At 52.6% G+C, this 21925-nt stretch carries 15 protein-coding genes; 1 reads left to right on the top strand and 14 read right to left on the bottom strand.

The annotated features are described in order from the left end of the window. Positions 1-12 precede the first annotated feature (12 nt). Genes FE845_RS10730 through FE845_RS10700 form a run of 7 tightly spaced genes read right to left on the bottom strand, consistent with a single transcriptional unit; the run spans position 13 to position 12592 of the window. On the bottom strand, positions 13-1860 hold the full coding sequence (locus tag FE845_RS10730; protein ID WP_200364376.1) for a hypothetical protein: 1848 nt from the start codon (positions 1858-1860) through the stop codon (positions 13-15). Between the two features lie 2 nt (positions 1861-1862). Beyond that, positions 1863-3929 carry a heme-binding protein gene (locus FE845_RS10725; RefSeq protein WP_200364374.1) on the bottom strand — a complete coding sequence of 689 codons (2067 nt, stop codon included), beginning with the start codon at positions 3927-3929 and terminating at the stop codon, positions 1863-1865. Beyond that, entirely contained in the window at positions 3916-5685 is a 1770-nt protein-coding gene (locus FE845_RS10720; RefSeq protein ID WP_200364372.1) for a cytochrome c3 family protein, read from the bottom strand. Before FE845_RS10720 ends, FE845_RS10725 begins: the two co-directional genes overlap by 14 nt. Before the next feature lie 4 nt (positions 5686-5689). Then, a complete protein-coding gene (locus FE845_RS10715; protein WP_200364370.1) occupies positions 5690-6583 on the bottom strand; it encodes a hypothetical protein in 894 nt (297 codons plus the stop codon). Further along, a complete protein-coding gene (locus tag FE845_RS10710) occupies positions 6580-9126 on the bottom strand; it encodes a cyclic nucleotide-binding domain-containing protein (RefSeq protein ID WP_200364368.1) in 2547 nt (848 codons plus the stop codon). The genes FE845_RS10715 and FE845_RS10710 overlap by 4 nt, the downstream gene beginning before the upstream one ends. A gap of 14 nt (positions 9127-9140) precedes the next feature. Further along, positions 9141-10571, bottom strand: coding sequence for a serine/threonine protein kinase (locus FE845_RS10705; RefSeq protein WP_200364366.1), 1431 nt, complete (start codon positions 10569-10571; stop codon positions 9141-9143). Between the two features lie 14 nt (positions 10572-10585). Further along, positions 10586-12592, bottom strand: a complete 2007-nt coding sequence (locus FE845_RS10700) for a caspase family protein (protein WP_200364364.1) — start codon at positions 12590-12592, stop codon at positions 10586-10588. Between the two features lie 452 nt (positions 12593-13044). Between FE845_RS10700 and FE845_RS10695 the strand changes: the two genes are divergently transcribed. Beyond that, positions 13045-13596, top strand: coding sequence for a hypothetical protein (locus FE845_RS10695; RefSeq protein ID WP_200364362.1), 552 nt, complete (start codon positions 13045-13047; stop codon positions 13594-13596). Here FE845_RS10695 and FE845_RS10690 read toward each other — a convergent pair. The 7 genes from FE845_RS10690 to FE845_RS10660 form a co-directional block, all read right to left on the bottom strand. Next, positions 13593-14483 carry a DMT family transporter gene (locus FE845_RS10690; RefSeq protein ID WP_200364359.1) on the bottom strand — a complete coding sequence of 297 codons (891 nt, stop codon included), beginning with the start codon at positions 14481-14483 and terminating at the stop codon, positions 13593-13595. The genes FE845_RS10695 and FE845_RS10690 overlap by 4 nt on opposite strands. A gap of 26 nt (positions 14484-14509) precedes the next feature. After that, positions 14510-16267 (bottom strand): NahK/ErcS family hybrid sensor histidine kinase/response regulator, encoded by a 1758-nt coding sequence (locus FE845_RS10685; RefSeq protein ID WP_200364357.1) that lies wholly within the window; start codon positions 16265-16267, stop codon positions 14510-14512. Beyond that, positions 16251-17414, bottom strand: a complete 1164-nt coding sequence (gene ercA, locus FE845_RS10680; RefSeq protein ID WP_200364355.1) for an alcohol dehydrogenase-like regulatory protein ErcA — start codon at positions 17412-17414, stop codon at positions 16251-16253. The genes FE845_RS10685 and ercA overlap by 17 nt, the downstream gene beginning before the upstream one ends. A gap of 59 nt (positions 17415-17473) precedes the next feature. Further along, the gene (locus tag FE845_RS10675) at positions 17474-18382 is read right to left on the bottom strand and encodes an alpha/beta hydrolase family protein (RefSeq protein ID WP_227714260.1); all 909 of its coding nucleotides are present in this window, start codon (positions 18380-18382) and stop codon (positions 17474-17476) included. 166 nt (positions 18383-18548) lie between these two features. After that, entirely contained in the window at positions 18549-20069 is a 1521-nt protein-coding gene (locus FE845_RS10670) for an aldehyde dehydrogenase family protein (protein ID WP_200364351.1), read from the bottom strand. Positions 20070-20191: 122 nt separating this feature from the next. After that, positions 20192-21103 carry a quinoprotein relay system zinc metallohydrolase 1 gene (locus FE845_RS10665; RefSeq protein ID WP_413785082.1) on the bottom strand — a complete coding sequence of 304 codons (912 nt, stop codon included), beginning with the start codon at positions 21101-21103 and terminating at the stop codon, positions 20192-20194. A 47-nt stretch (positions 21104-21150) separates the two neighbouring features. Then, on the bottom strand, positions 21151-21921 hold the full coding sequence (locus FE845_RS10660) for a quinoprotein dehydrogenase-associated SoxYZ-like carrier (RefSeq protein ID WP_200364346.1): 771 nt from the start codon (positions 21919-21921) through the stop codon (positions 21151-21153). Positions 21922-21925 lie beyond the last annotated feature (4 nt).

The raw sequence follows: 21925 nt of genomic DNA, 5'->3' as shown, positions 1-21925 counted from the left end.
TAGTTATTTGGTTCAATAGGTTAAAACCAGATTAAAAAGGAAGTAGTCAGGGCTTTCGTCCTCAAACAAAGACTTGAAGCCATCACCCGGTAACAAACGGGAGTAAGAACCCCGCAGAATAATGTTCTGGCTATTGAGTGGCCGATAAATTGCCGACAGCGATATGTCCTGCCCCAATGTCCGGTCAACCCCGCCCTGATTGCGGGCCGTTTCCAAAACGGTGGTATCGTCAAACTGCAAGAGATTCCAATTGCCGCTAACGCGCAGCGTCGGTAGAACATCCGCATCAAAACCTAGCCCTGCCATACGCAAACCCGGGTTCGCAAAGTTGGCCTGACCCTGCTCTTTGGATGAGCGCAGTGAGGGTAAAATGCCGTTGCGCCCGGATAGAGCCACACGCCCACCACCAATCAAGGGAACGGCTTGGCGAATCCAGTAGCTGGTGTCTGCTCCTGCAATCAACGGGTTCTCGAATACAGCATCAAAGCCCGTTGACTTGTCATCGAAGGGGTCGCTGTCGCCGGAGGCATAAACAAAGGATGATCTCAGCCGAAACCAGTCGAAATCGATTGAAGGCTCCATTGCGAAAAAGAAGGCTTGGATATCTGTGCTGGCATCGCGAAAGGTGCCTACAGATTCATCGCCAAAGGCATAATAGGCTTGGGCCGACAAGTTAAGCCTGCCGATATGCCCATCAACCGCGTAGCCCAAATAAGTCACCTGATAACTGCGTGGTTTTTCCAAACCTATAGACGCAGGGCGGGCTACAAAGTCGTTATTGTCGTAATAAAAGGCATCCTCATTGTTGCGGTTGTGCAGCACACTGAACTGAGAAATCAGACCTTTCTTGAACAAATCCTGCCAATAGAGATTGGCGACGAAGATATCGTCATCCCGCAAGGATTGGCCAACATCGTTCAGGCCGCTGTTGGTGTCTTTTTCCAGACGCCGAAACCAGCCTAGGTTGTATTGGAAAATGTTATTACTTCGCGTTCCAAAGAGGCGGACACCCACAGGACTGTCGTTGAACAGAAAACCGCGGAAATCGTTGGTGAAGGGCTGAATACCCACCCGCACGCTGTCAAAATCGTAGTTTGCCGACACGTTCCGCAGGTGGTAGTCCACAAAAGCCCCCTGAATACCAATATGGCTGTCGCTGCGTGTTGTACCGTCGTTGGGATTGGCATTGACCCCCTGCACTTCTTGCAGTTCCAAACGGTTGTAATTAACAACAGGGAGGAACCGAAATTCTAAATCGGGCGGCTTAAACGTAGTGTTGCCCTTGTAATAGACGAACTCCATCAGTAGGTTCTGATTAAAGAACTGCTGCTCGCCGTTGCCGATCAAATCCAGCTTGCCGCCGTTTCCGGTACTGCTGCTGCCTACAGGGGTTGGAACAGTGCGGCTTTCGTAAACCGTATCCCAGATTCCTGTGAAGCTGAAAAACCAATCATCGTATAGAGGCTTATCACCCTTTAGCAGGTTGCGGTTGTAGGGGTCCCACCAGCGTTCTTCATATAAGGAATCTACGATACGCCAACGGTCGGGTACAGGAACCGAGGCTTGATAATCGCTCAACTGGGGGCGTGGTAGGGGTGAAACCGGATTGGTACGACGTTGCTGTGCTTGCCTGCGGATGATCTGGTCTTGTTGGCCAGTGGAGGTTGGGGTTTTGTCAGTTCCGTTCTGCTGGGAGTTAACACTCGGTGAGTCGACTGCTGGAAGGCACTCTATTGCAGCCTGACCAGGCCGCCGTCGACGCCCGTCATTCTCTGCGCAGTTCTGTGCGGCTGCCAGATCTGAAACCAGCATCAGCGTGCCCAGTACGGTTAACGAAGCGAAAAGCGAGTTAGGCTTCATGATCATTTACCTGTGCAGGGCTGTTGTTCGTCACTGCCCAGAAAAGGGGCCTGCGGACACTGGATGTAACGCAGCCGAGTGCCCTGCGGTGTGAGCGTATCGGCTCGCATGTGTTCAGGCGCGTTGTTTATAGGGTTTACGCTTAACCGAGCACCGGCACGGTGGATGGCTAAAAACGCGATCATATCGTCCTGTTCTATGCCATCTCCGCTGACCCCTATGCCGCCCACGAGTACATTATCGCGATAAATCGGCGCACTACCGGGGAAGATCTGAATGCCGTTGGCCAAACGTTTGTGGGTGAAGCCAACCGTAGAAAAGGTACCCAGGCTTGCATGGGTAATGCCTCCACAACTTTGCGGCGTGTCCGTAACAATGGCTCCAGCAGCAAAGAGTACATGCTGGATGACGCCGTTAATGACCAGATCTAACTGTAAACCCGTGGAAAACGGGCTCCACTTACCCGAAGGTTTGCTGAACGGACCGGGGTCGGCGGTGTCTATGCCATCCGGAAAGAAGGGGCGAGACAGATTACCACCAGCCCGATCGGAAAACGCCACGGCGCCATCGGTCAGGGCTGTAGGTAAGCCAAGAAAACTCTGCACGGAACTAACGTAATCGCTTAAGTCGATGGTGTCGACCGTATTCAGTCCACCAACCAAACTGATATATCGGGCGTCCATACCGGGTGTGGCAAGCGTGCCAGCCGCGGCACTGGATGAAAACAGAGCGGCTGTACGGGCTTTTTGGAGAGATACATCGGAGCCAAATACGGGCGCATCTCGGCTGCGCAGCATGCCCAATATATTGCCGTCAGTGTCTACCACGCTGATGGTGACCCGCGCTTGGCTGCCATGGGGCCGACGTATTTGGGCGCGGGCTTTATTGGCCACCCGCAACGCCTCCTGCATTAACACTTCCACCTCGCTCGCCAGAAGTCTGTCGGCGACAGGCTGCGCGCCCGCAGTTGCCGGATAGCGATTGTTATTGGCGGAATCTACAAATACATAACCGTCGTCACCCACATAAGGCGCCTCATCCGATTTGCCACTATCTGCGGGGCGAATGCCAGAAGCGGGTGAACCAAACACCAAGCCGGGTTGAATGGTGGCACCGGTGTAGCCTGCTACCGCAACTAATTGCCCGTTGGCCGGTGGAAAGGCGGGAGCGCTGTCGGGGTTGCTCTGCAACTCGCTGGCATCACCATCAACGAAGCGAAGGGTTTTGCCCTCGATAGCAATCCGGTTGGCCCGCCGCTCAACGGGCGCAACAAAACCAAAGCTTGCGGCCAGAGCAATCAGCTCGTCCACATTGGCGTTTTGGTTACTCCGGTCGTTATCAATAACATTGCGATCAAGGCTATAGAGGTCATCGGCGATCACGCCGACACCGCCAATAACCGTTCCGTTCTTATAAAGGGGCAGACCACCGGGATCAGCAGATAACCCAAGGGGCGAACGATGAGGACCGATGGATGGGCCAAAACTGTTGAACCGCTGGCTAAAGTCCGAGCATGCAAGCTGGCTGAATTGCACACCAAATAGCGGGCCTGCAGGTTGAAAGAATTCGCCGGGGTTAAAGTGCTCTTGAACAATTTGGCTGGCCGTGCGGGTAGAGAAAGCATTGCCTTCGGACGACAAATAAGCACCAGTGATGGCTTTGGCAATGGCTGCAAGGCCGTCTATTCCAGCCTCGATTCCTTCCAGTCCGCCCATGATCTCGGAGCCGCCAGTACCATCCGGAGAACTGGCGATCAATACGTCACGCGGCATTCCGGTAGTGCCAGTACGCCAAACCCCTAGAACGTTGCCAACTCGATCAACCACCGCCAAAGTGGCATCGATGCCGCGCGCATCGGCTTCTGCTACGCCCTGAGCGATTACGGTTTCCACGTCGTTAACCGTTAGGCGGACATTGTCGGGATTACCACCTTGCTCGGTGATCACGCAGGAGCCGTCGCAACCACCAAGCGGCAAAGCCCCTGCTGCCGGGTCGAATTCACCGGAGCCACCGCCGCATGCGGTAAGCAGGAAGGACAGTAAAACACTTAAGCGTTTAAGGCTGGTCATGAATTGCTCCTTGCATTAATGCACCTATGCCTTCTGTACCCTCAATGGCACTATGTCTGTGGTAAGCGTGGCACGAAATACAGGTTAGCGCCACTCGACCTGCCTGAGCCCGGCCATCATGGCAGTCGACGCACTGCGCTATGTTGGGCATAAGAATATCGCTGCTCTCGGCAGACGTAGTTGCACTGTGACAACTTGAGCAAACTGCATCGCCGGATTGATCCCATTGCGCTAAATGGCTTTGGTGATCAAAGCGCGCATCGGCATACCAATCGTGGTTGATCTTCACTGGCAGCACCTCCCAACGCTCGGAGCCTTCAGCGTTTTCTTGCTCGGAGACTTCATGGCAAGTAACGCAGCCACGTTGAGAGAACTGCCTACCGGTTTCACGCAGGGCCTGCTGTTTGGCACATGCGTAATCCTGATCGCAGTCCTCTTCCGTAAACGTACGCCCTGGAATGCGCCGCCGCTCGAATCCGACGAGTGTGTCCGGGCTAAATGCGAGCTTTACAAAATGCGCCTCCAGCGCATCGTATACCTCCTCGGGCGCACCGTGGGGCAGCTGTTTTTGGGGAGTGCGCGGATCAAAGCCCAAGTCGTGACAGCTGGCGCAGCTTGTTTCCATGCTGGTTGGCTCAAAGTGCTCCCGGTCCGAACTCAGCGTGTGGCAATCCGCGCACTGCAAAGCATCACCACGGCGGGCGTGTTTCACCGCCTCGCCATCCAGATGGGTATCATGGGGGAACTTCAGATGACTTGTTTCTTTAACGGCTGATATTCGGGATTCATGCCCGTCACTCGCCTGAGGTCTTAATTTCTCAAGTTGCCAATCAATTGCCAGAAGACCGTTTTGACGTGTCACATCCGGGCGCAAAAGGCTAAGGGCGAACTCGGGGTGTGCATCCTGACTGAAGCCCTTTACCGACGGTTTCATCTGTTGATGACAGTCCAAACACAAACCTTCATTGCGGGCCACTAGGCTTGCTGGCTCGTTGTGCTCTTTGTGGCAATTTTGGCAAGCAAACTCATCAAGAGCGGCCACCCATTCAGCGATCTCGGCCGGATGTTCTGCGGGCATCACATGATCCCCCAACGCAACGTGGCATTGCTGGCAAGCGTTGTCTTTTACTTGGACAAAAGGCGTTTGATGGCATGCGGTGCAGTTGTTGCCGGTAGTTAGCTCATGCGCCGACAATAGCGGCCCCGACAGCCATAATTTATGGAAAGCCATGTTATCGTTAGCCAGTTCATTGGCGGCTTGAACAGCGGGTTTATCGGCCTGCCAAATATCGCTTAACAATGGCAACAGCCCCACCAACAACACCAGCACAAACAATACCCAGGATGCTATGCGCGGGCTAAATCCGAGTTGTGATACGGAGGTGCGATAAGCGTCGGAAAGAGCGCCCTCTGGCATTTCAACAAACTGCCACTCCAGCGCAAGATCAAACCCCGTAGGAGCTTCGGTGCAGATAAAGGTCTGCGCCCCGATACGAATCTCATCCCCGGGTTTTAACTCGGCCTGTTTCTGAATTTTACTGTTAATGATGAAGGACTGGCCTTTTGCGGCCACTAGGCGCAACTTGTCGCCGCTTTTGGTCAAGCGGGCGTGTTCGGCTGCAACTCCTTTGTCCAAGAGCTGAATGTCACTCTTTTGCGAGCGACCGATCACAATGTTGTCCCGCGTCAGCTCGCTATCGGCGTACTCTGGCAAGCCGCTGCTATCGTAGGTGATTTGTCTCAGAAGCAGTTGCATGGGGTTACCAGTAATAGAAAACAGACAGGATGTGAATGGCCAACGCAGCTAAAAGTGCAATGGTGAACGGGACATGAACCCATAGCCAAACCTTTAGACGGGCGTTGAATTTGATATCTTGTCGCAACTGCCGGGTTACGGTCTGCCGTCGGCAAACCACTTCCAACAAGCTTTGTATATTTGCGGCTTCACCCTGCTTGCGTGCACGGGGAATGCATTTGGCGACATAATCGATAATGGCTTGTTGGTCCCGATTTGATACCGGCTTGCGCTGAATACCGCCTTTTATATCTTCTTCGATCAACACTACGGTTGAGCCATCACGGCCTAGTAGTTGGTCCAGAAAACCACCGCCTATAGCCGTTCGGTCGATAGCAGTATCAACGGCGCTGGCCAAATTGGGATGGCAGCGTTTGGCCAAGGCCCGGCCTTTTTGGTTCAAGTCGTTAAGCTCTGAAAAGAGTTGGCGCTGCGACTGGTTACGACGGTTTCTCGCCATAAGGTGCGGGTAACGCCGATAGAAATATAAGCCTATGAAACCCGAGAAAATCACCACACACATCAACACATAGGCAAGGCTATGAACGTTCAAGCCAATCTGCAGTGCTGAATGCAAACTCACAACAATCAACAAAGACGCGCCCAGGTAAACATGGGCAGAGGTCCATGCCTGTACGTTACTTTTTCCGTAACGCCGCTTAACAATGCCCAATGCGGTTAACCAGACAATCAACGCCAAACCAATACTCCCCAATACATACCCTTGCCACGTACCTCCATTGGGGGGCTGGAAATCGCTATGCGAGGCAAAGAGCACAATCGCAGCAAGAATTAACAGTAGCGCCCACCAGCCATAGCGCCCTTTGCGATATTCCAGTATGGATTGATGCAGATTCATTGTTTTGCCACCAGTTTAACCAGATGCTCTGGAGCCAGCCGCGCTGCCGCGCCGGTGGGACACGCATTGACACAAGCCGGACCATTGGCGAAGTTCATGCAGGCATCGCACTTCACTGCTTTTTTGCCTGAACCTGAAGCCCCCTGATCTGCGACCTCCCGATCGATACTCAACGTGTCGGGTGCCCCCTTGAGCAGCCAACTAAATAGCGATTGTCTTGGCTGGGGCGTGTGGGCAAGCTGAATGGCATCATAGGGGCAATGGGTGACGCAGTTGCCGCAACCGATGCAGCTGTCATCAATAAACACCTCACCGGATTCAGCCCGATGAATGGCATCCGGTGGGCAGTCCTTCATGCAATGAGGGTGCTCACAGTGCCTACAGGAGATGGCAAGGTGCATCTGCGCAAACGATGGTCCTTCCGAGCGATTCAAGCGGGAAATGCCGTCATGGGTGTCGGCGCAGGCCTTCTCGCAATGGTCGCAGCCGATGCAAAGGCTCTCATCAATCACCATGGCGTTGGTGGCCTCGCCCATGCCCTCGTCCATCATAAATCCGATTAACGAGCCCTTATCTGCCTGAGCTTGCATGGTGGTGTAGGTTCTAGCGTGCTTGCTGGCGCGCGCTTGTAATTGGGAGATACTGCTGGAATCAAGATTAACCAGCTTCATAAAACTGTCGCGATGCAACACGATGGTTTCTGTCAACACAGACGCTATTGCTGTGTGCCTGCGCACGGGCTCGCCCATCAGGGCCATCTCCCCTACCAGCTCATCCGCCTGTAGCTGCGCAACCACCAGATCACCCTCGTCACTGCTGCGCTGAAGCGTTACGGCGCCCCGGCGAATAACATGCAGGCAGTCGCCTTGTTCGTCTTGACGAAAAAGCGGCTCGCCCGCTTGGTAAGTGTTCAATTGAGTGGTTTGGGCTATCTCCCGCAATTCACCGGGGGAAAGCTCCGGCGCAAAATGTTTCTGCAGCGCACGTACGGTGAAAATCCAGTCAATGCCGCAGCGCACCTGATCGTTGCTGTTCAACAGCTTGATCATGGTCCTGCGCGGGGTCTCCACCAACACACAATCACTGCCGGCAACCGCGGTGTATTCTCGGGGACGACCGGATACAAGGCTGTCTTCACCAAAAAACTGACCGCGCTCCAAACGTACCGGGGTTGCACTTTGCTCATGACGCTCAAGAATGACTTCGCCATCAACAATCATAAAGAAGGTGTTGGTATAGTCACCACGTCGAAAGATGGGCTCTCCCGCGCGAATGAGCTTACCGGTCTTAGGTGATGGTTGACGCTGCGCTGCAGCTTCAGCCAACTGCGCGGCCTGTTGTTTTGTGCTCGCGAATGATGGCCCTTCAAGCGCCACCCATATACTGCTTTCGATAATCAGTTGGCGAAATACCAATACATTCAACTGACTGAACATAGGAATTCGTTGCTGAAACAGATCCAACAACTCATTAGGTGGGCGGCGGTATGGCAAAAGGCCAAACTGGAATTCAAGCAATTCGTGATCGGCCGGTTTTATATCGTTGCCGTGGATGTACTCCACCACATCGTAGCCCTGATTCATGGCCTGCTTTATAAGCGGGTAACCCGCCAGTGAACCCACCACATAAATGCCGGACACAGACGATTCATACTGCCCATTCAGTGTTGGCGCAGCATCAATCGCCTCACTGCTGAACTCAATACCTATACTTTCAATAAATTTACGCGGCGGGAAACCACCTAAGCGGGCAATAACGCGATCACAGGAGAGCACTTTGCGCCCCTTTGGTGTTTCCACTGCGAAATCTATACCCTCGTCGCCAGCTTCCAGACCGGCCGGATTGGTTTCGTAAAGGCAGTCCAGAGTTGTGCGTCGGTCATTTATCGCTTGTAGGATAGCGTTAAGATTTGCTTCTTTGGCCCGGGAAAATTCAGCGCGGCGGTTTATAACGGTGACGTGATTTCTTTTGCTCAGTGCCAAAGCGTTTTCCAATGCCGAATCGCCAGCACCCACTACCACAATGCGCTCGCCGTTGAATTCCTCAGGGTCATCCAGCGTGTATTGAACTCGATCAGCCAGAGCGGAATCGCCCTCGCCTGATATGTTGAGTTTGCGTGGATTCCCTTCCAAACCAATGGCGAGGACAACAACGTCTGCCGTAACAACATCTCCATTGGCCAATGCCAGACTGAAGTTACCCCGCTCACCGGTAATGGCCTGCACTTCAGCCTGATACCTTACATTGATACCGTTACGTGCTATGTCCTCTTGCCACTGTGTGAGAATTGCTTCGCGTGAGCCTGCACCAAATTCGCAATCGCTACGCAGGTGCAAAAACCCCGGTTCGGCCATTACAAACTTACCTTTCTGGTAGCGCTGAATGGTTTTTGCAGGCTGACTAAAACTTTCCAGCAAGATATGCGTCGGCTCGGAGATTTCTCCGGCGTCCATTCGGGCACGGTCGCGCTGCGCGGCCCGCGCAGCGGCACTCAAGCCAGCTGGCCCCGAGCCAATAATGGCTATATGAACACGTTGCGCCATCGCGCATGTCCTCGCTAATTGTTATTGTTTTCCAGTACTTCGTTGCCTAAACGATCAAGCTCATCCCGCAATGCGCGGAACTGGGCGTTGTCGGGAAAAGCCTCCAAGCCTGCTTTCAGGTGAGCGTTGAGCGTTTTGAAATCCTTTTGGCGATAGTAAGCCTGCGCTTGCTTTTCAAGCTTATCCTCCATCTTGAGCAGCCCTGCCCGAGCGCGCGGATTGCCCGGGTCCAACTCGAATACTGTGTTGTAGACATAATAGGCACTGCTACCGGATGGAAAAATCAGCCTGTTCGCGCTTTCATGCATGTTCGCTACCCTAAGTAGCTTTTCCACTTTTTCCTGCGTTGCTGGTGAAAGGTCAGTGGCAAAAGGCTTAACATTTTCCAGTCGGGCTGGCTCTACGTTGTCCTTTTCGGAGAGGATGTAAAAACCAATACCGCCAGTGAGCAAAAGGGCCGCCGCAATCCCGATCAAGAGCGCCATGAATGGTCGGCGTTTCGCTTTTTCGTGCGGCTTCTTATCTTTGGCGCTTAGCTCCGGTTGCGGAACCAGAAGGGTTTCTTCACTAGAGGCCACCGAGCCCTCTTGAACTGCCCTATTGCTGCCCTGCTTGAACGGTTCCAAAGCACGGGCGAATTCCGCAGCACTTTGAAACCGATCGTCAGGTGACTTGGCAAGGGCCTTTGCCATTACGGCGTCTAGAGATTTAGGCAAGGAGGGGTTGAATACAGAAGGCGGCTCAGGGTTACTCTGAACCAACTTCATCATGGTGGCATGGACGCTGTTGGCGCTAAAGGCTTTTTCGCCCGTTAACAATTCATAAAGCACCACAGCAATCGAAAACAAATCGCTGCGAGAATCCATAACCTGCCCGGAACACTGCTCGGGTGACATGTAATTTGGCGTGCCCATTACAGCACCGGTTTGTGTCAGGCTACTGTTATCGACCCTAGCAATGCCGAAATCGGCAATTTTTATGCGTCCGTCTTCGGTTAAGAATATATTGGCGGGTTTAACATCTCGATGAATAATACCGAGCTTATGGGTGTACTCGAACGCATCCAGAACCTGACAAGCGATATCGATGGTTTTGGTCAGTGGGAAGCGTGTCCCACCCGCCAGATAGGCTTGTAAGTCCTGTCCATCGACAAACTCCATTACAAAATAGGGTTCGATTGCACCGTTTGCATCCTGTGCTTCGTCGGTGTCGAATATCCCTACAATGTTGGGGTGGCTAAGTTTACCAACCGCGCGAATTTCCCGGCTAAAGCGCTGCCGCAATTCTTCGCCCTCTGCACCCTGCAGCAAGTGTGCGTGAATGGTTTTGATAGCCACGCGACGACCGATGGCGGAGTCGTAACAAGCGTACACAACGCCCATTGCTCCCTCGCCTAAGACCTCTTCGACTTTATACTTGGCGAAGCTTTCTCGCACTTGCGTCATAACAGAAAGACCGATTAGATGGAGTCAACTGGCTTTAGAAAAAACTCACCACCTTCATGGCCTGCGTGTTTAATGGGTGCGTATTCCGGCACCTGCGCCTGATTGATACGCGCCATGGAAACCCGCATCTGGCGCATTACCTGCCGGTAAAGGCTATGCCCCTCAAGCAGAGTAGTGTTCTCGTTCAGTACCGATAAAAAGGCTTTGGCAAACACCGAATGTTCGCCTCCACCAATATCCAACACCGGCCGCACCCCGCCGGAAGTTAGCACTGTGCGAGCGTTTACTTCACTCATAGCAGCCACCCACTCCGCACTGGGCTGGGTTTGGTCTTCAACGCCGCCTGCGGCTAGATTGGTCTGTCCTAGAGTTCCGGAGTAGCAAGAGTCTGCAATCACCATAATATGACGCGCCGGGATGGCGTTAATGATATCCGTAATGGCAATGTTGGAAATCCAGTTGGTGCGGCGTTCCGGGTCAGCATCAACAGGCAGCCAATAGCCACGATCATTCACCCTGTCGATCTCGCCATGACCTGCGTAGTAAATCAGCAAATTATCATCGGCCGTCATGGTTCGGCGCATTTCATCAAGGCTGCTCAAAATCTCGAAACGGTTGGCATTGAGCAGCACAGTGGTTTGGAAGCCATAGCGTTCGCGCAGAACTCTGTCAGTTGCTTGGGCATCGGCTACGGCAGTGCTTAGGCTCGGAATGCCTTGATAGCTGTTGTTGCCAATGATTAGCGCTCTGTAGCGTCCCAGTTCCAGATCGGTACTTTGGTTGAGCGCTGCTGCCTTGTTAGGCGTTTGGTCGGAAAATATCGTGAACGAATAATCCACTTTCTGGCCAAGCTTATCGGTGGCAACAATTTCTACGGGCGTAATACTGCCCTGAAGCGGGACATTGGCCCAAAACATACTAAATTCGTCCAACTCGTGGAGTGAACTATTGATAAGTAGTTCTTCAAGGCCGCCCGGTACATTGATTTTGCCAAAGATTTCCTTCTCCTTTACAGACTCCTCAACTACCGCCCCACGCACACCGCGGGTAATACTCATGGGCGGATCGATGAGCTGAATACTCATGCGGCCCTGATTCAGCTCCGCAGAGGCCAGTTGCATGGTGTTGGCCTCAATTTCTTTTTCGAGGCTTTGTTCTTTCGACTGAAAGTCTCGCAGAGCCTTTTCTCCCGCTGAAAGCTGTTGCTCGTAATCCGTGATCTCCGCTTGCAGTTGCTGCTCCATGGCCGGATCTACACCATCGCTTTGCTCAGATTTGGCTAAACGCAGCTCCAGTTCTTTGCTGCGTTTTTGGGCTCGCGCCAGTGCCAACTCTTGATCAAGGTTATTCATCTGATCGCGAACGGAGACCATTTCCTGTTGTAAACGCAGGTTTTTCTGCTGCTCGGCTTCAAGTTGGCGTTGCAGCTTGGCGAGCTGGTCCTGAGAGACACGAGCCACTTCAATGGTTGACGCGAATTCCAAGTTATCGTTTTCGATGCCAGAGGCTTTGCGATACAGGTTCAGCGCCTTGGCAGAATCCTGCGCCACACCCAAGCCTTTCTCATACAAATAACCTAGGTTGATTTGCGCCTCTGAGAAGCCCTGCGCGGCGGACTTCTCATACCAATAGGCCGCAGTTTGGTAATCTTCTTTTAGCCCCAAACCTTTTTCATATATTTGGCCAACGTAGTTCTGCGCCTCGGGATCGCCAGCTTCGGCCTGAGGCAACCACACTTTGAGTGCTGTTCGGTAGTCAGCCCTATCGTAGGCAACGTATTCGCCACCACGGATTTCGCAGTCAGCGGCACTGGTTTTGATTGGGCGTCGTGCAGCAGCATAGGCAAAGCTGCTGCCTAATTTGCGAACTTGGGGGGGTAGAAGACAATCGACAATCAGCAGTTTGTCGGCATCGTCTGGCACTGCGACCGTTTGATCCACATGCGCACAAGAGCTGAGGAGTATGGCGCTGGTGATACTTGCAACCACTGCTGTAACAGGCATTTTTTTGTTGATAGGCATTCTAGTCTCCGTTGTCCCTAACTTGGCCCCAACACAGTGCATGTGCACCCTGCTGGAATACTGATCGTAGTGTCGTGAAGCTCTTCCCCACTTTCACATTGCCGATTCAACTAACTGGCATTTATTTGGCTCGTTTTTAGTATAGTCACCAAATGCATTTACGACACTTCCTCACTATAACCTGCTTGTGCTCCATACTTGGCTGCACGTCCTTCACTTACGAGCGTTTGCTGCGTGAGGGAAAAATTACCGACTTTAGCATTCACTCCGGTCATTTTGAGCACCGCGTATTTAAGTCTACGTTATTAATTCAAGAAAGTTTCAAAACTCCGCTATACCTCTATATCGGCGGTGACGGGCGACCGTGGCGAACATTCAGAGAAGTGGCTAGCAATCCCACATCAGAACATTCAATCGTGCTTAAAAGCATGTTGCAGGCGGAGCCTAACTCTATGTATATCGGCCGCCCCTGTTACTACCAAGTGGCGGATGCGCGTTGTCAGGGGACTTGGTGGACACATGACCGATACCACCCGGATGTAGTGAATAGCTTGTTGAAGGTAGTCGAGCAGTTGTCAGAAAGCCACAAAGAACTTTGGCTTATCGGCTACAGCGGGGGCGGCACCCTAGCCGTTTTGGTGGGCCGCAGGCTGAACCGACCAGTGAACGTGGTTACAGTGAACGCAAATTTGGATCATCAAGCTTGGACCAATCACCATCAATACTCTCCCCTGACTGGCTCGCTCAATCCCATTCGCGATCTAAAGCGCAATCCAGAGATGCGAGAACTGCATTGGCATGCAAACCAAGATCGAACCGTTTTACCGGAATGGATAGTCGCTTATTGCGAGAAGACCCAAACCCGCTGCTTGCCTTTCGAGGGCAGCCATACGAGCTGGACTTCTCTATGGCCATCGATGCTGCACTGCAGTCAGAACGTCTTCAGGCAAAGTGGAAACAGTGTTCAGGCTGTACCAGTGCCAGAGAATTGCCTAAGGCCTTAACCTGCGTCTGCCGCAAGCCTCGCAGACCAACGGGATGCCCGCTGAGACAACACGGCCTGAAACGCCCCAGAGACGATAATCAACGCACAGCCAGAGAGTTGCAGGGCGGTCAAACTTTGACCAAACAAAACCCACCCCAATGCAACAACCGTAATAGGCTCCAAATAAGCCAGAGTGCCATAGGTGGCTGCCGGGAGAGCTTTCAACGCAACTACTGCAAGCATGATGGCGAGAAACCCGGGAATAATGCCTGCTGTAACCAACCAACCCCACTGCACCCCAGCGATGCTGTCACTTTTTTGAAGCATAAACGGCAACATACACAGGGCGCCGACTAACATTTGAAAGCCGCTACGGGTCAATACGTGCACCCGCTCATGAACTAACCGGTTAGTCACGATGAATGCTGCGTAGCAAAGCATGGCACACAGCGCGTAAAAGAGGCCGACAACCTCCTCCCCTCGCCCTGAAAGATTGAAGTTGAATTCCATCATCATGGCGAAACCAAACAAGGCCGCACCTATCAGGGCCGCACTGCTTCCGGACAGGCGCTCCCCCATAAAAAAGTGGGCAATAACAGATGCGGTTACAGGCGCCAAATACAGCAACATTACAGCGTTCGCCATGCTGGTATAGTTCATGGCGACAATATAAAAAACTACGAATCCAGCTAGGAATGCGCCGGTAACCAAAACCTTTATTCCGGGCCATACAACTATTTTCGCCTTTTGGCCTGTCGCAAAAAGGAAACCACCCATTAAAACCGCCCCTATGAAAAGGCGATAAAAGGTAACCGTTTCGGCGCTTACATCGGCATAGATAGAAATTGCACCAATGGTGCCCATGAAAACGGCTGCAAAAATGGCAGCCAGTACATGTAAATTCATTCGTTCAAAAGTCCTTATCCAGTGTTCTAACCAGACGCTAACAAGCTCGACAACAGTGCACGCAAACGATTGGGCTTCACCGGCTTATTGAGAATAGGCAGTTCCTGAAGCCGCATCAGTTGTCGTGTTTCTGCGCTGTGGTCGGCGGTAATCAAAGCTGCGGGTATTGTCTGCCCCAACATGCTGCGGATGGCGTGAATTGCATCAGAGCCAAGTTGCTCATGATCAAGATGATAGTCGGCCAGAATGGCTACCGGATTCTCGTTTGTGGTCTTCAAATATGCAATAGCAGCGTCGCTACTCGGAGCTGTAACAACCGAGCAACCCCAACGCTCAAGTAACAGCTTCATGCTTTCCAAAACCGAAAGATCATTATCGATAACCAGAATTTTTGCGCCAGCGAACCCTTTGGCAAAGATTTGCGCCGTATTAATAGTCGGTTTCGACACTTGCGGCTCTCGGTTCCCTTCCATCGGAAGCGTCAACGCAAATCGAGAACCTCGCTCAGGGCGGGAAACCACATCCATTTTGCATTCGAGCACTCGAACCATGCGATCCACTATGGCCAGCCCAAGCCCTGCTCCCTGCCGGCCACCGGTGCCCTGTGGCAAAAGCTGATGAAATTCAGTAAAAATCTCTTCCAGCTTACTTTCCTCAATGCCCACTCCGGTATCCCACACCTCAATCCGAAGGGCGTTAGGCCTTGATCTCAGCGCAAGCAAAATCCGACCTTTCGGCGTATACCGAAAGGCGTTGCTGAGCAGATTTCTTAACACTCTGGTCAGCATTCTCTGATCGGTTTTAACCATGGCTGGTATTGTACGAATACGAAAATCTAGCCCGGCATTGGCTGCGATTGCTTCGAATTCCTCCCCTAATCCTTCAACCAGAGCCGCAACATCGGTGATAACCCAATCTGGCACCATGGCTTGCTGATCAAGCTTCGATATATCCAGCAGGTCTGCCAGCAAATCCTCTGCGCCTTCGAGGGCCCGGTGTACCTGCTGAACCATGCGGCTTTCTTCAGATGGCAACTGGCTTTCCTGTAGCGCGGAGATCATAAGGCGGGCGGCATTCAGCGGCTGCAGCAAATCATGGCTGGCTGCGGCCAAATACTTGTCTTTACTGCGGTTCGCATTCTGGGCAGCCTTTACCGCAACCACCAATCCGCGCTCTGCTTTCTCTCGTTCTTCAATTTGATAGTGCAAGCCCGCGTTGGCCTGCTGCAGGGCTGCTGTGCGCTCATCCACTCTGCGCTCAAGGTCTGCATTCAACTGCACCAGTTTTTCGCGGGACTGTACTCGCTCACTGATATCGGCAACAAAGGCTTCAACCACTTCCGGCCCCAAGTCAGGCCGCCGAAGTAAGGTAATTGCCACATGCACCGGGGTTGAATCCGCTCGCCTAAGACGGGTCTCCCGTGCACTCAGGCTGCCGTGGTCAAGCAACTCCTGCCGGAGGGTGTCGAACTCACTGGCGCTGCAGAAAAGCTGTTCCCTGAGGCGTATTACTCGCTGCTGCAGATCCTCCGGGTTTTCGTAACCACAAATCTTTGCCATGGCCGGATTACAGGCCAGGAACCCTGCCCGCAAGTTGCCTTGAAACACACCGTGCAAGGCGTTTTCAAATAACCACTTATACCGGTTTCGCTCCTGTTCAAGTTCTTCAATGCGATCCTGAAGCGCGGGGTAATAGTTCTTTCTGACGGATTGGCTGCCAAACCCCAGCAACTCCCCAATACCGTATCCGCCAGCTTGAGCTTGCTCGTCAGAGGGCTTCTTCATAAACAACCTGAACATCTCTCAACGATGACTTGCGGGGGTTGGTGAGTATGCAAGGGTCCTGTAGAGCAAATCCGGAAAGGTGTGGTATGTCAGATACGCTGACACCGAAATCAGCCAGGCTTTCATGCAGGCCAACTTTGCGTTTGAGCTGGATAATGCGATTCATCAGGTGTTTCTGGATTTCCGGTTTACCCATTCCTCGGGTATCAATATCCATGGCCTCGGCGACACGTTTGAATCTGTCTTCCGCAGATCGATAGTTGTAGGCCACCACGTGTTCAAGCAGCAACGCATTGCAAAGGCCATGGGGCAAATCGAGAAAGCCGCCCAGGCTGTGAGACATGGCATGAACGGCGCCGAGTATCGCGTTGGAAAAAGCCAACCCTGCCTGCATGGATGCCAGCATAATCTGCTCCCGGAGGAACGGATCTGCTGTGTTCTCAACCAAGGGCTCAAGGTTGCGGTTAATCAACCGGATAGCTTCCAGTGCATGGGAGTCTGTAAGAGGGCCGCTACCCGTTGAGACAAATGCTTCAATCGCATGAACCAGTGCGTCCACACCTGTACAGGCTGTCAGGTAGCCGTTCATGGTCTCAGTGACTTCCGGGTCAATCAATGACACGTCCGGCACCACGGCTTTGCTGATTATCGAAAATTTGAAGCGGCGGTTAGGGTCAGAAATGATGGCAAACTGAGATACATCAGCAGATGTGCCGGCAGTCGTCGGAATAAGGATTAGCGGCGGAGGCGGGTTAGAAATGGTGTCTACGCCCTCAAAATCGAGAATATGCCCACCGTTGCTGGCAATAATCCCGATTCCCTTGGCGCAATCCATAGGACTTCCGCCGCCGATGGCAACAATGACATCACAGTCAGAGGATTTATAAAGCTCGGCACCGGCCATCACCTCGTCTACTCGAGGGTTGGCAGACACTCCGGTAAACACCGTTGTTCGCAAGCCGGCATCGGTTAGTAAAGTGACGACTTCACCCACCCAGCCTGCACCAGCAACACCGGGATCTGAAACAAGAAATACGTGTTTTGCCCCAAGATTGCTCGCAAAGTTCGCAACAGACTTGCGTGCCCCTGCGCCGAACACAATTTCAGGCGAAACGAATTTTCTCAGAACAGATATGTCGTGACTCATGGGGTTCGCTCAACATTATATTTTTTTCTTATTGAAGTGAACGAGAGTCTAACTCAAGTTTACCAAGGGTTCACCGGATCCTGGCTATGCTTGAGGTAAAACGTATGCAAAGCCTCAAGCATTCTTACCTGACTCTTTTCCTGAATAAATCCGTGGCCTTCTGTCTCAAACCAGTGCAACTCTGGTGACTGCCCATTTCCTCTCATGGCTTCAACCATGTCTCTGGTCTGCTCGGGGACAACCACCTTGTCCAAGCCTCCCTGAAAAAAGATAACCGGTGTATTCATTGCTGTCGCCCGTAATCTTGGCGTTCGGTCTTTCCAGCGCTGCCCATGCCGACTAGGATCGCCCAATAACCAATCCAGGTAGCCCGACTCGAATCGATGGGTCGCTTGCCGAAGCTGTAGCGGGTCGGTAACCCCATAAAGGCTAGCCCCTGCGGCGTAACGGTTGCTTTCTGAAAGTGCCATGAGCGCCGTATAGCCTCCTGAACTGCGCCCCTGGATAAACACTTTGTCTTTGTCGGCCATGCCAGCGGCAACGAGACTGTCAGCCGCGCGGGACATATCATCGACATCGGCTTCTCCCCAGCAACCCGCCAACGAAAGCCTGAAATCTCGACCGAACCCCGTGCTACCCCGATAATTCACTTCCGCAACTGCAAAGCCGCGATGGCACCAAAACTGAACCTGCGGGTTAAAAACCGGGTAAGCCGCCGATGTTGGGCCACCATGGGCTATCAGAATAAGAGGCGGCGCTTTGGCCGTATCACTTACCGGAGAGTAATAGAAACCCTGACGACACTGAGCGTTCCCATCAAGACCTGAAACCCCGAAATTGCTTGGCAGGGAAATCTCATAGCCAGGAAGCGCCTTCTCGCCTCCGGCCAGAACCGAAACACATCCGGTAACCGGGTCTATTCTCAGTACTGCATCAAGATGCGAGGCAGATTTTGCAATGTCATACAAATAACCTTCTGCGGTGCACAGTGTGCTACTTTGGGAAATGGCGCAAAAAAAGGGCCCTATAAAGGGCCAAAAGTGCAGAACACAACAGTGAATATCTTCAGCGACAACATAGGAGCAACTGCTGCCGCCCCTCGCAGCAGCAAGGAGCGACTCACTCACTTACATGTTAAAAAAAGCCCAGCGGGTTAGCGTCATAACTGGTCAGCATGCATTTAGTCTGCTGGTAGTGATCCAGAGCCAGCTTGTGAGTTTCACGGCCAATACCGGATTTCTTGTAGCCACCAAAAGCAGCATGGGCAGGGTAAGCGTGGTAGCAGTTCATCCATACCCGACCGGCTTGAATGCTGCGGCCCATGCGGTAGGCCCGGTTAGTGTCCCGTGTCCAAACGCCGGCACCCAGGCCAAACTCGGTATCGTTGGCAATCGCCAGAGCTTCTTCTTCGGTTTTGAAGGTTGTAACACCAACAACTGGGCCAAAGATTTCTTCCTGGAACACCCGCATGCTGTTATCACCCTTGAAAAGAGTGGGCTGAATGTAGAATCCGTTATTGAACTCGCCTTCCATGTTCTCACGATCACCGCCTGTGAGAACAACAGCGCCTTCCTGCTTGCCTATCTCAAGGTAAGACATGATTTTGTCGAACTGCTCTTTACTGGCTTGCGCACCAACCTGAACGTCAGTATCCAAAGGATTACCGCGCTTGATCGCTTTAGTGCGCTCCACAACCTTCTGCATGAACTCTTCATACATGTCTTCCTGAACCAAAGCGCGCGATGGACAGGTGCAGATTTCACCCTGATTGAAGAACGCCAGAACCAGACCTTCAACACACTTGTCGACAAACTCAGGCTCCGCATTCATTACATCCGAGAAGTAGATGTTGGGAGACTTACCGCCAAGCTCAACCGTTGAGGGAATGATGTTCTCGGCAGCACACTTCAGAATGTGGGAGCCAACCGGAGTTGATCCAGTGAACGCTATCTTGGCAATTCGCGTGCTGGTAGCCAGAGCCTGCCCGGCTTCAATACCGTAGCCATTAACGATGTTCAGCACACCCGGTGGCAACAGATCGCCGATAATTTCCATCAGCACCAGAATGCTCGCTGGCGTTTGCTCTGCTGGCTTGAGCACGGTGCAGTTGCCTGCAGCAAGGCAAGGCCCTAGCTTCCAGGCTGCCATCAAAATCGGGAAGTTCCAGGGAATGATCTGGCCCACTACGCCCAAAGGCTCATGAAAATGATAGGCCACAGTGTTCTGATCGATTTCGCCCATGTGTCCTTCTTGAGCCCGGATGCAGCCGGCAAAATAACGGAAGTGGTCAGCGGCCAGCGGAATATCTGCATTCAGGGTTTCGCGAACGGCTTTGCCGTTATCCCAGGTTTCGGCAACTGCCAGTTTTTCGAGATTGGCTTCAATGCGATCTGCAATTTTTAAGAGAATATTAGAGCGCTCTGCTGCAGAGGTTTTACCCCAAGCCGGTGCAGCTTTGTGGGCAGCATCAAGCGCCAGATCAATATCTTCGGCAGTTGAGCGCGGAACTTCGCAAATCACATCGCCAGTAACCGGTGTAGTGTTCTCAAAATACTGCCCTTTAACCGGGGCAACCCACTCACCGCCAATATAATTTCCGTAGCGTGATTTAAAAGAAACAACGGAGCCTTCTTGTCCTGGTTGTGCGTAGATCATGGTTTGAACCTCTTGTTGTGTTTTTGCTGAACAACGCTGTTTTTGCGCTTACGTATCTAATCTAAGTTCCCAGAAGGGCTAACAAAATGAGTCGTTCGGGGCGAATAACTACTCCCTTAGTACTAATGCCTGTTCAGAGCACGCTTTTCGTAATCTGCATACAGGTGGCTTACGGTACGAACCAGCTCGTATCTCGCTCCTTCCAGCTCTGAAAAGCGCTCAGGAATCGCGGTATCAATCACCTCTGAAGCGCTTAAACCCCGCGCAGCAGATCCAGCCAGAACATCATCCAGCCAGGTCAAGTAATCGATCATTTGGAGAAATGCACGGTCATCTTGAATCACCGGCCCGTGACCTGGCACCACAAGGGAGAACGGCAGCTGCGCAAGCTCGCGTATTTCCGAACGCCAAACGGCTAGTCCCGGTGTTTGAGGTGTGGTTAATGCCCTGTTAAAAAACACCATGTCTGAAGCAAACAGCACCCCGGAGGCTTCATCCAGCACAACCAGATCTGCGCCGGTATGTCCCTGCATCGCAATCAAACGTAGCTGCCGACTCCCTAGACTAAGCAAGCCTGGCTGCACTCTGTTCATAGGCACAGTTACCTCGGTGCCACGCATCCAGTCGCCGATCATGCGATACATGTTGTCTGAAAAAGCTTCACCGTCCTGCTCAAGCAGGCTGGCCGATTCATCAAGCATGTAAAGTGTGTTCGGCTCAAAGGCCTGGCTGCCAAAGGCGTGGTCGGGGTGATGATGGGTGATCAGCACTTTCACGATTGGCTCACTGGTGTGACTCTCAATCAGTGCACGAAATTCTTCGCCGTACCTGCGGGAAGGCCCCGTATCAATCACAACAACGCCCTCACCTGTTTCAATAAAGCCGGTATTGAGAATGTTGCCGCCATTGGTTTTCGAGAAGTTTTCTGTACTTCCTGCAACTACCCAGACGCCGTCCGCAACCAGAATCGCTTCCAGGTTATAGGACTTGGTACTCGCACCGGCGCCCGATGAATAGGCCAAGAGCCAAAACATAGCGGCAACCAGCCAGGCGATATTTCTATGATGGGATCGGAGGCGGCTCATGGCGATGCCTCCCCAATGGCACCTTCAAACTGGTAGCCGTTGTTATCCTTCATGTGGATAGACAGGAGAGGAATGCCGCCTTCGAATTCAAAAACAAACATCGGGTTTTCAGCGGCAGACTCGGCCAAGGTCATTGTCAGCAGCAGGTTATCCGAGGCCTCATTCCGAACTTCAACAGCGCCTACAAAAAAGGCCGGTACATTCCCGACCATTCCGGAGTCCATGGGATGCAACAAACTGGCCTTGATGCGCGTATTCCCGCGATCAGAGAACAAGCCGGTTTTCAGGGTGCCGAACTCACTCTCCCAGTCTGAATTGCTTAATACTTCCCGGGGTGCCGTACAGCCGCCGCCAGCTGCATCCACATAGCCGCTGTCAATGTGCCAAACACCCTGTTCATCCAGCACAGCTGCTCGAACACTGCTGGCCTGCTGCACCCGAAAGTTAAGGGACACCAGTTTGAGCTGCCCGTCAGTACTATTAGCCGTGAATAGGTGGGGAACAGGATTCATATCCACCCATGTCACCACCTTCATCACCTTGTGTGGGAATTCACGCAAGTTAACGGCCAATGGAACCTGAGTACTGTCCTCAGCGAAGTCAGGAACCGACAAACCTACTCGTTCGTCCACTACTAACGTTATGTCTTGCCCGAGGTATCGCTCAATGTTGTAGGCCCATAAAGGCGAACCCAACGGGTCAGACGGTAGATCGGCCCAGGAAGCGCTCGCAAACAGAGTAAAAGCACATAGCCAATATCGCCTCATACCT

Source organism: Marinobacter sp. 1-4A, from assembly GCF_016597725.1.
Taxonomy (GTDB): Bacteria; Pseudomonadota; Gammaproteobacteria; order Pseudomonadales; family Oleiphilaceae; genus Marinobacter.
The sequence above is the reverse complement of the archived record's forward strand: the minus strand, read 5'-3'. Positions and strand labels throughout refer to the sequence as shown.

Excerpts from the sequence above, each read along its gene's own strand:
- FE845_RS10720 (WP_200364372.1), bottom strand. The coding sequence starts at position 5,685 with ATGCAACTGCTTCTGAGACAAATCACCTACGATAGCAGCGGCTTGCCA.
- FE845_RS10660 (WP_200364346.1), bottom strand. The coding sequence starts at position 21,921 with ATGAGGCGATATTGGCTATGTGCTTTTACTCTGTTTGCGAGCGCTTCC.
- FE845_RS10685 (WP_200364357.1), bottom strand. The coding sequence starts at position 16,267 with ATGAAGAAGCCCTCTGACGAGCAAGCTCAAGCTGGCGGATACGGTATT.
- FE845_RS10690 (WP_200364359.1), bottom strand. The coding sequence starts at position 14,483 with ATGAATTTACATGTACTGGCTGCCATTTTTGCAGCCGTTTTCATGGGC.
- FE845_RS10725 (WP_200364374.1), bottom strand. The coding sequence starts at position 3,929 with ATGACCAGCCTTAAACGCTTAAGTGTTTTACTGTCCTTCCTGCTTACC.
- FE845_RS10665 (WP_413785082.1), bottom strand. The coding sequence starts at position 21,103 with ATGTTTTGGCTCTTGGCCTATTCATCGGGCGCCGGTGCGAGTACCAAG.
- FE845_RS10715 (WP_200364370.1), bottom strand. The coding sequence starts at position 6,583 with ATGAATCTGCATCAATCCATACTGGAATATCGCAAAGGGCGCTATGGC.
- ercA (WP_200364355.1), bottom strand. The coding sequence starts at position 17,414 with ATGAGTCACGACATATCTGTTCTGAGAAAATTCGTTTCGCCTGAAATT.
- FE845_RS10710 (WP_200364368.1), bottom strand. The coding sequence starts at position 9,126 with ATGGCGCAACGTGTTCATATAGCCATTATTGGCTCGGGGCCAGCTGGC.
- FE845_RS10700 (WP_200364364.1), bottom strand. The coding sequence starts at position 12,592 with ATGCCTATCAACAAAAAAATGCCTGTTACAGCAGTGGTTGCAAGTATC.
- FE845_RS10730 (WP_200364376.1), bottom strand. The coding sequence starts at position 1,860 with ATGAAGCCTAACTCGCTTTTCGCTTCGTTAACCGTACTGGGCACGCTG.
- FE845_RS10705 (WP_200364366.1), bottom strand. The coding sequence starts at position 10,571 with ATGACGCAAGTGCGAGAAAGCTTCGCCAAGTATAAAGTCGAAGAGGTC.
- FE845_RS10695 (WP_200364362.1), top strand. The coding sequence starts at position 13,045 with ATGTATATCGGCCGCCCCTGTTACTACCAAGTGGCGGATGCGCGTTGT.
- FE845_RS10670 (WP_200364351.1), bottom strand. The coding sequence starts at position 20,069 with ATGATCTACGCACAACCAGGACAAGAAGGCTCCGTTGTTTCTTTTAAA.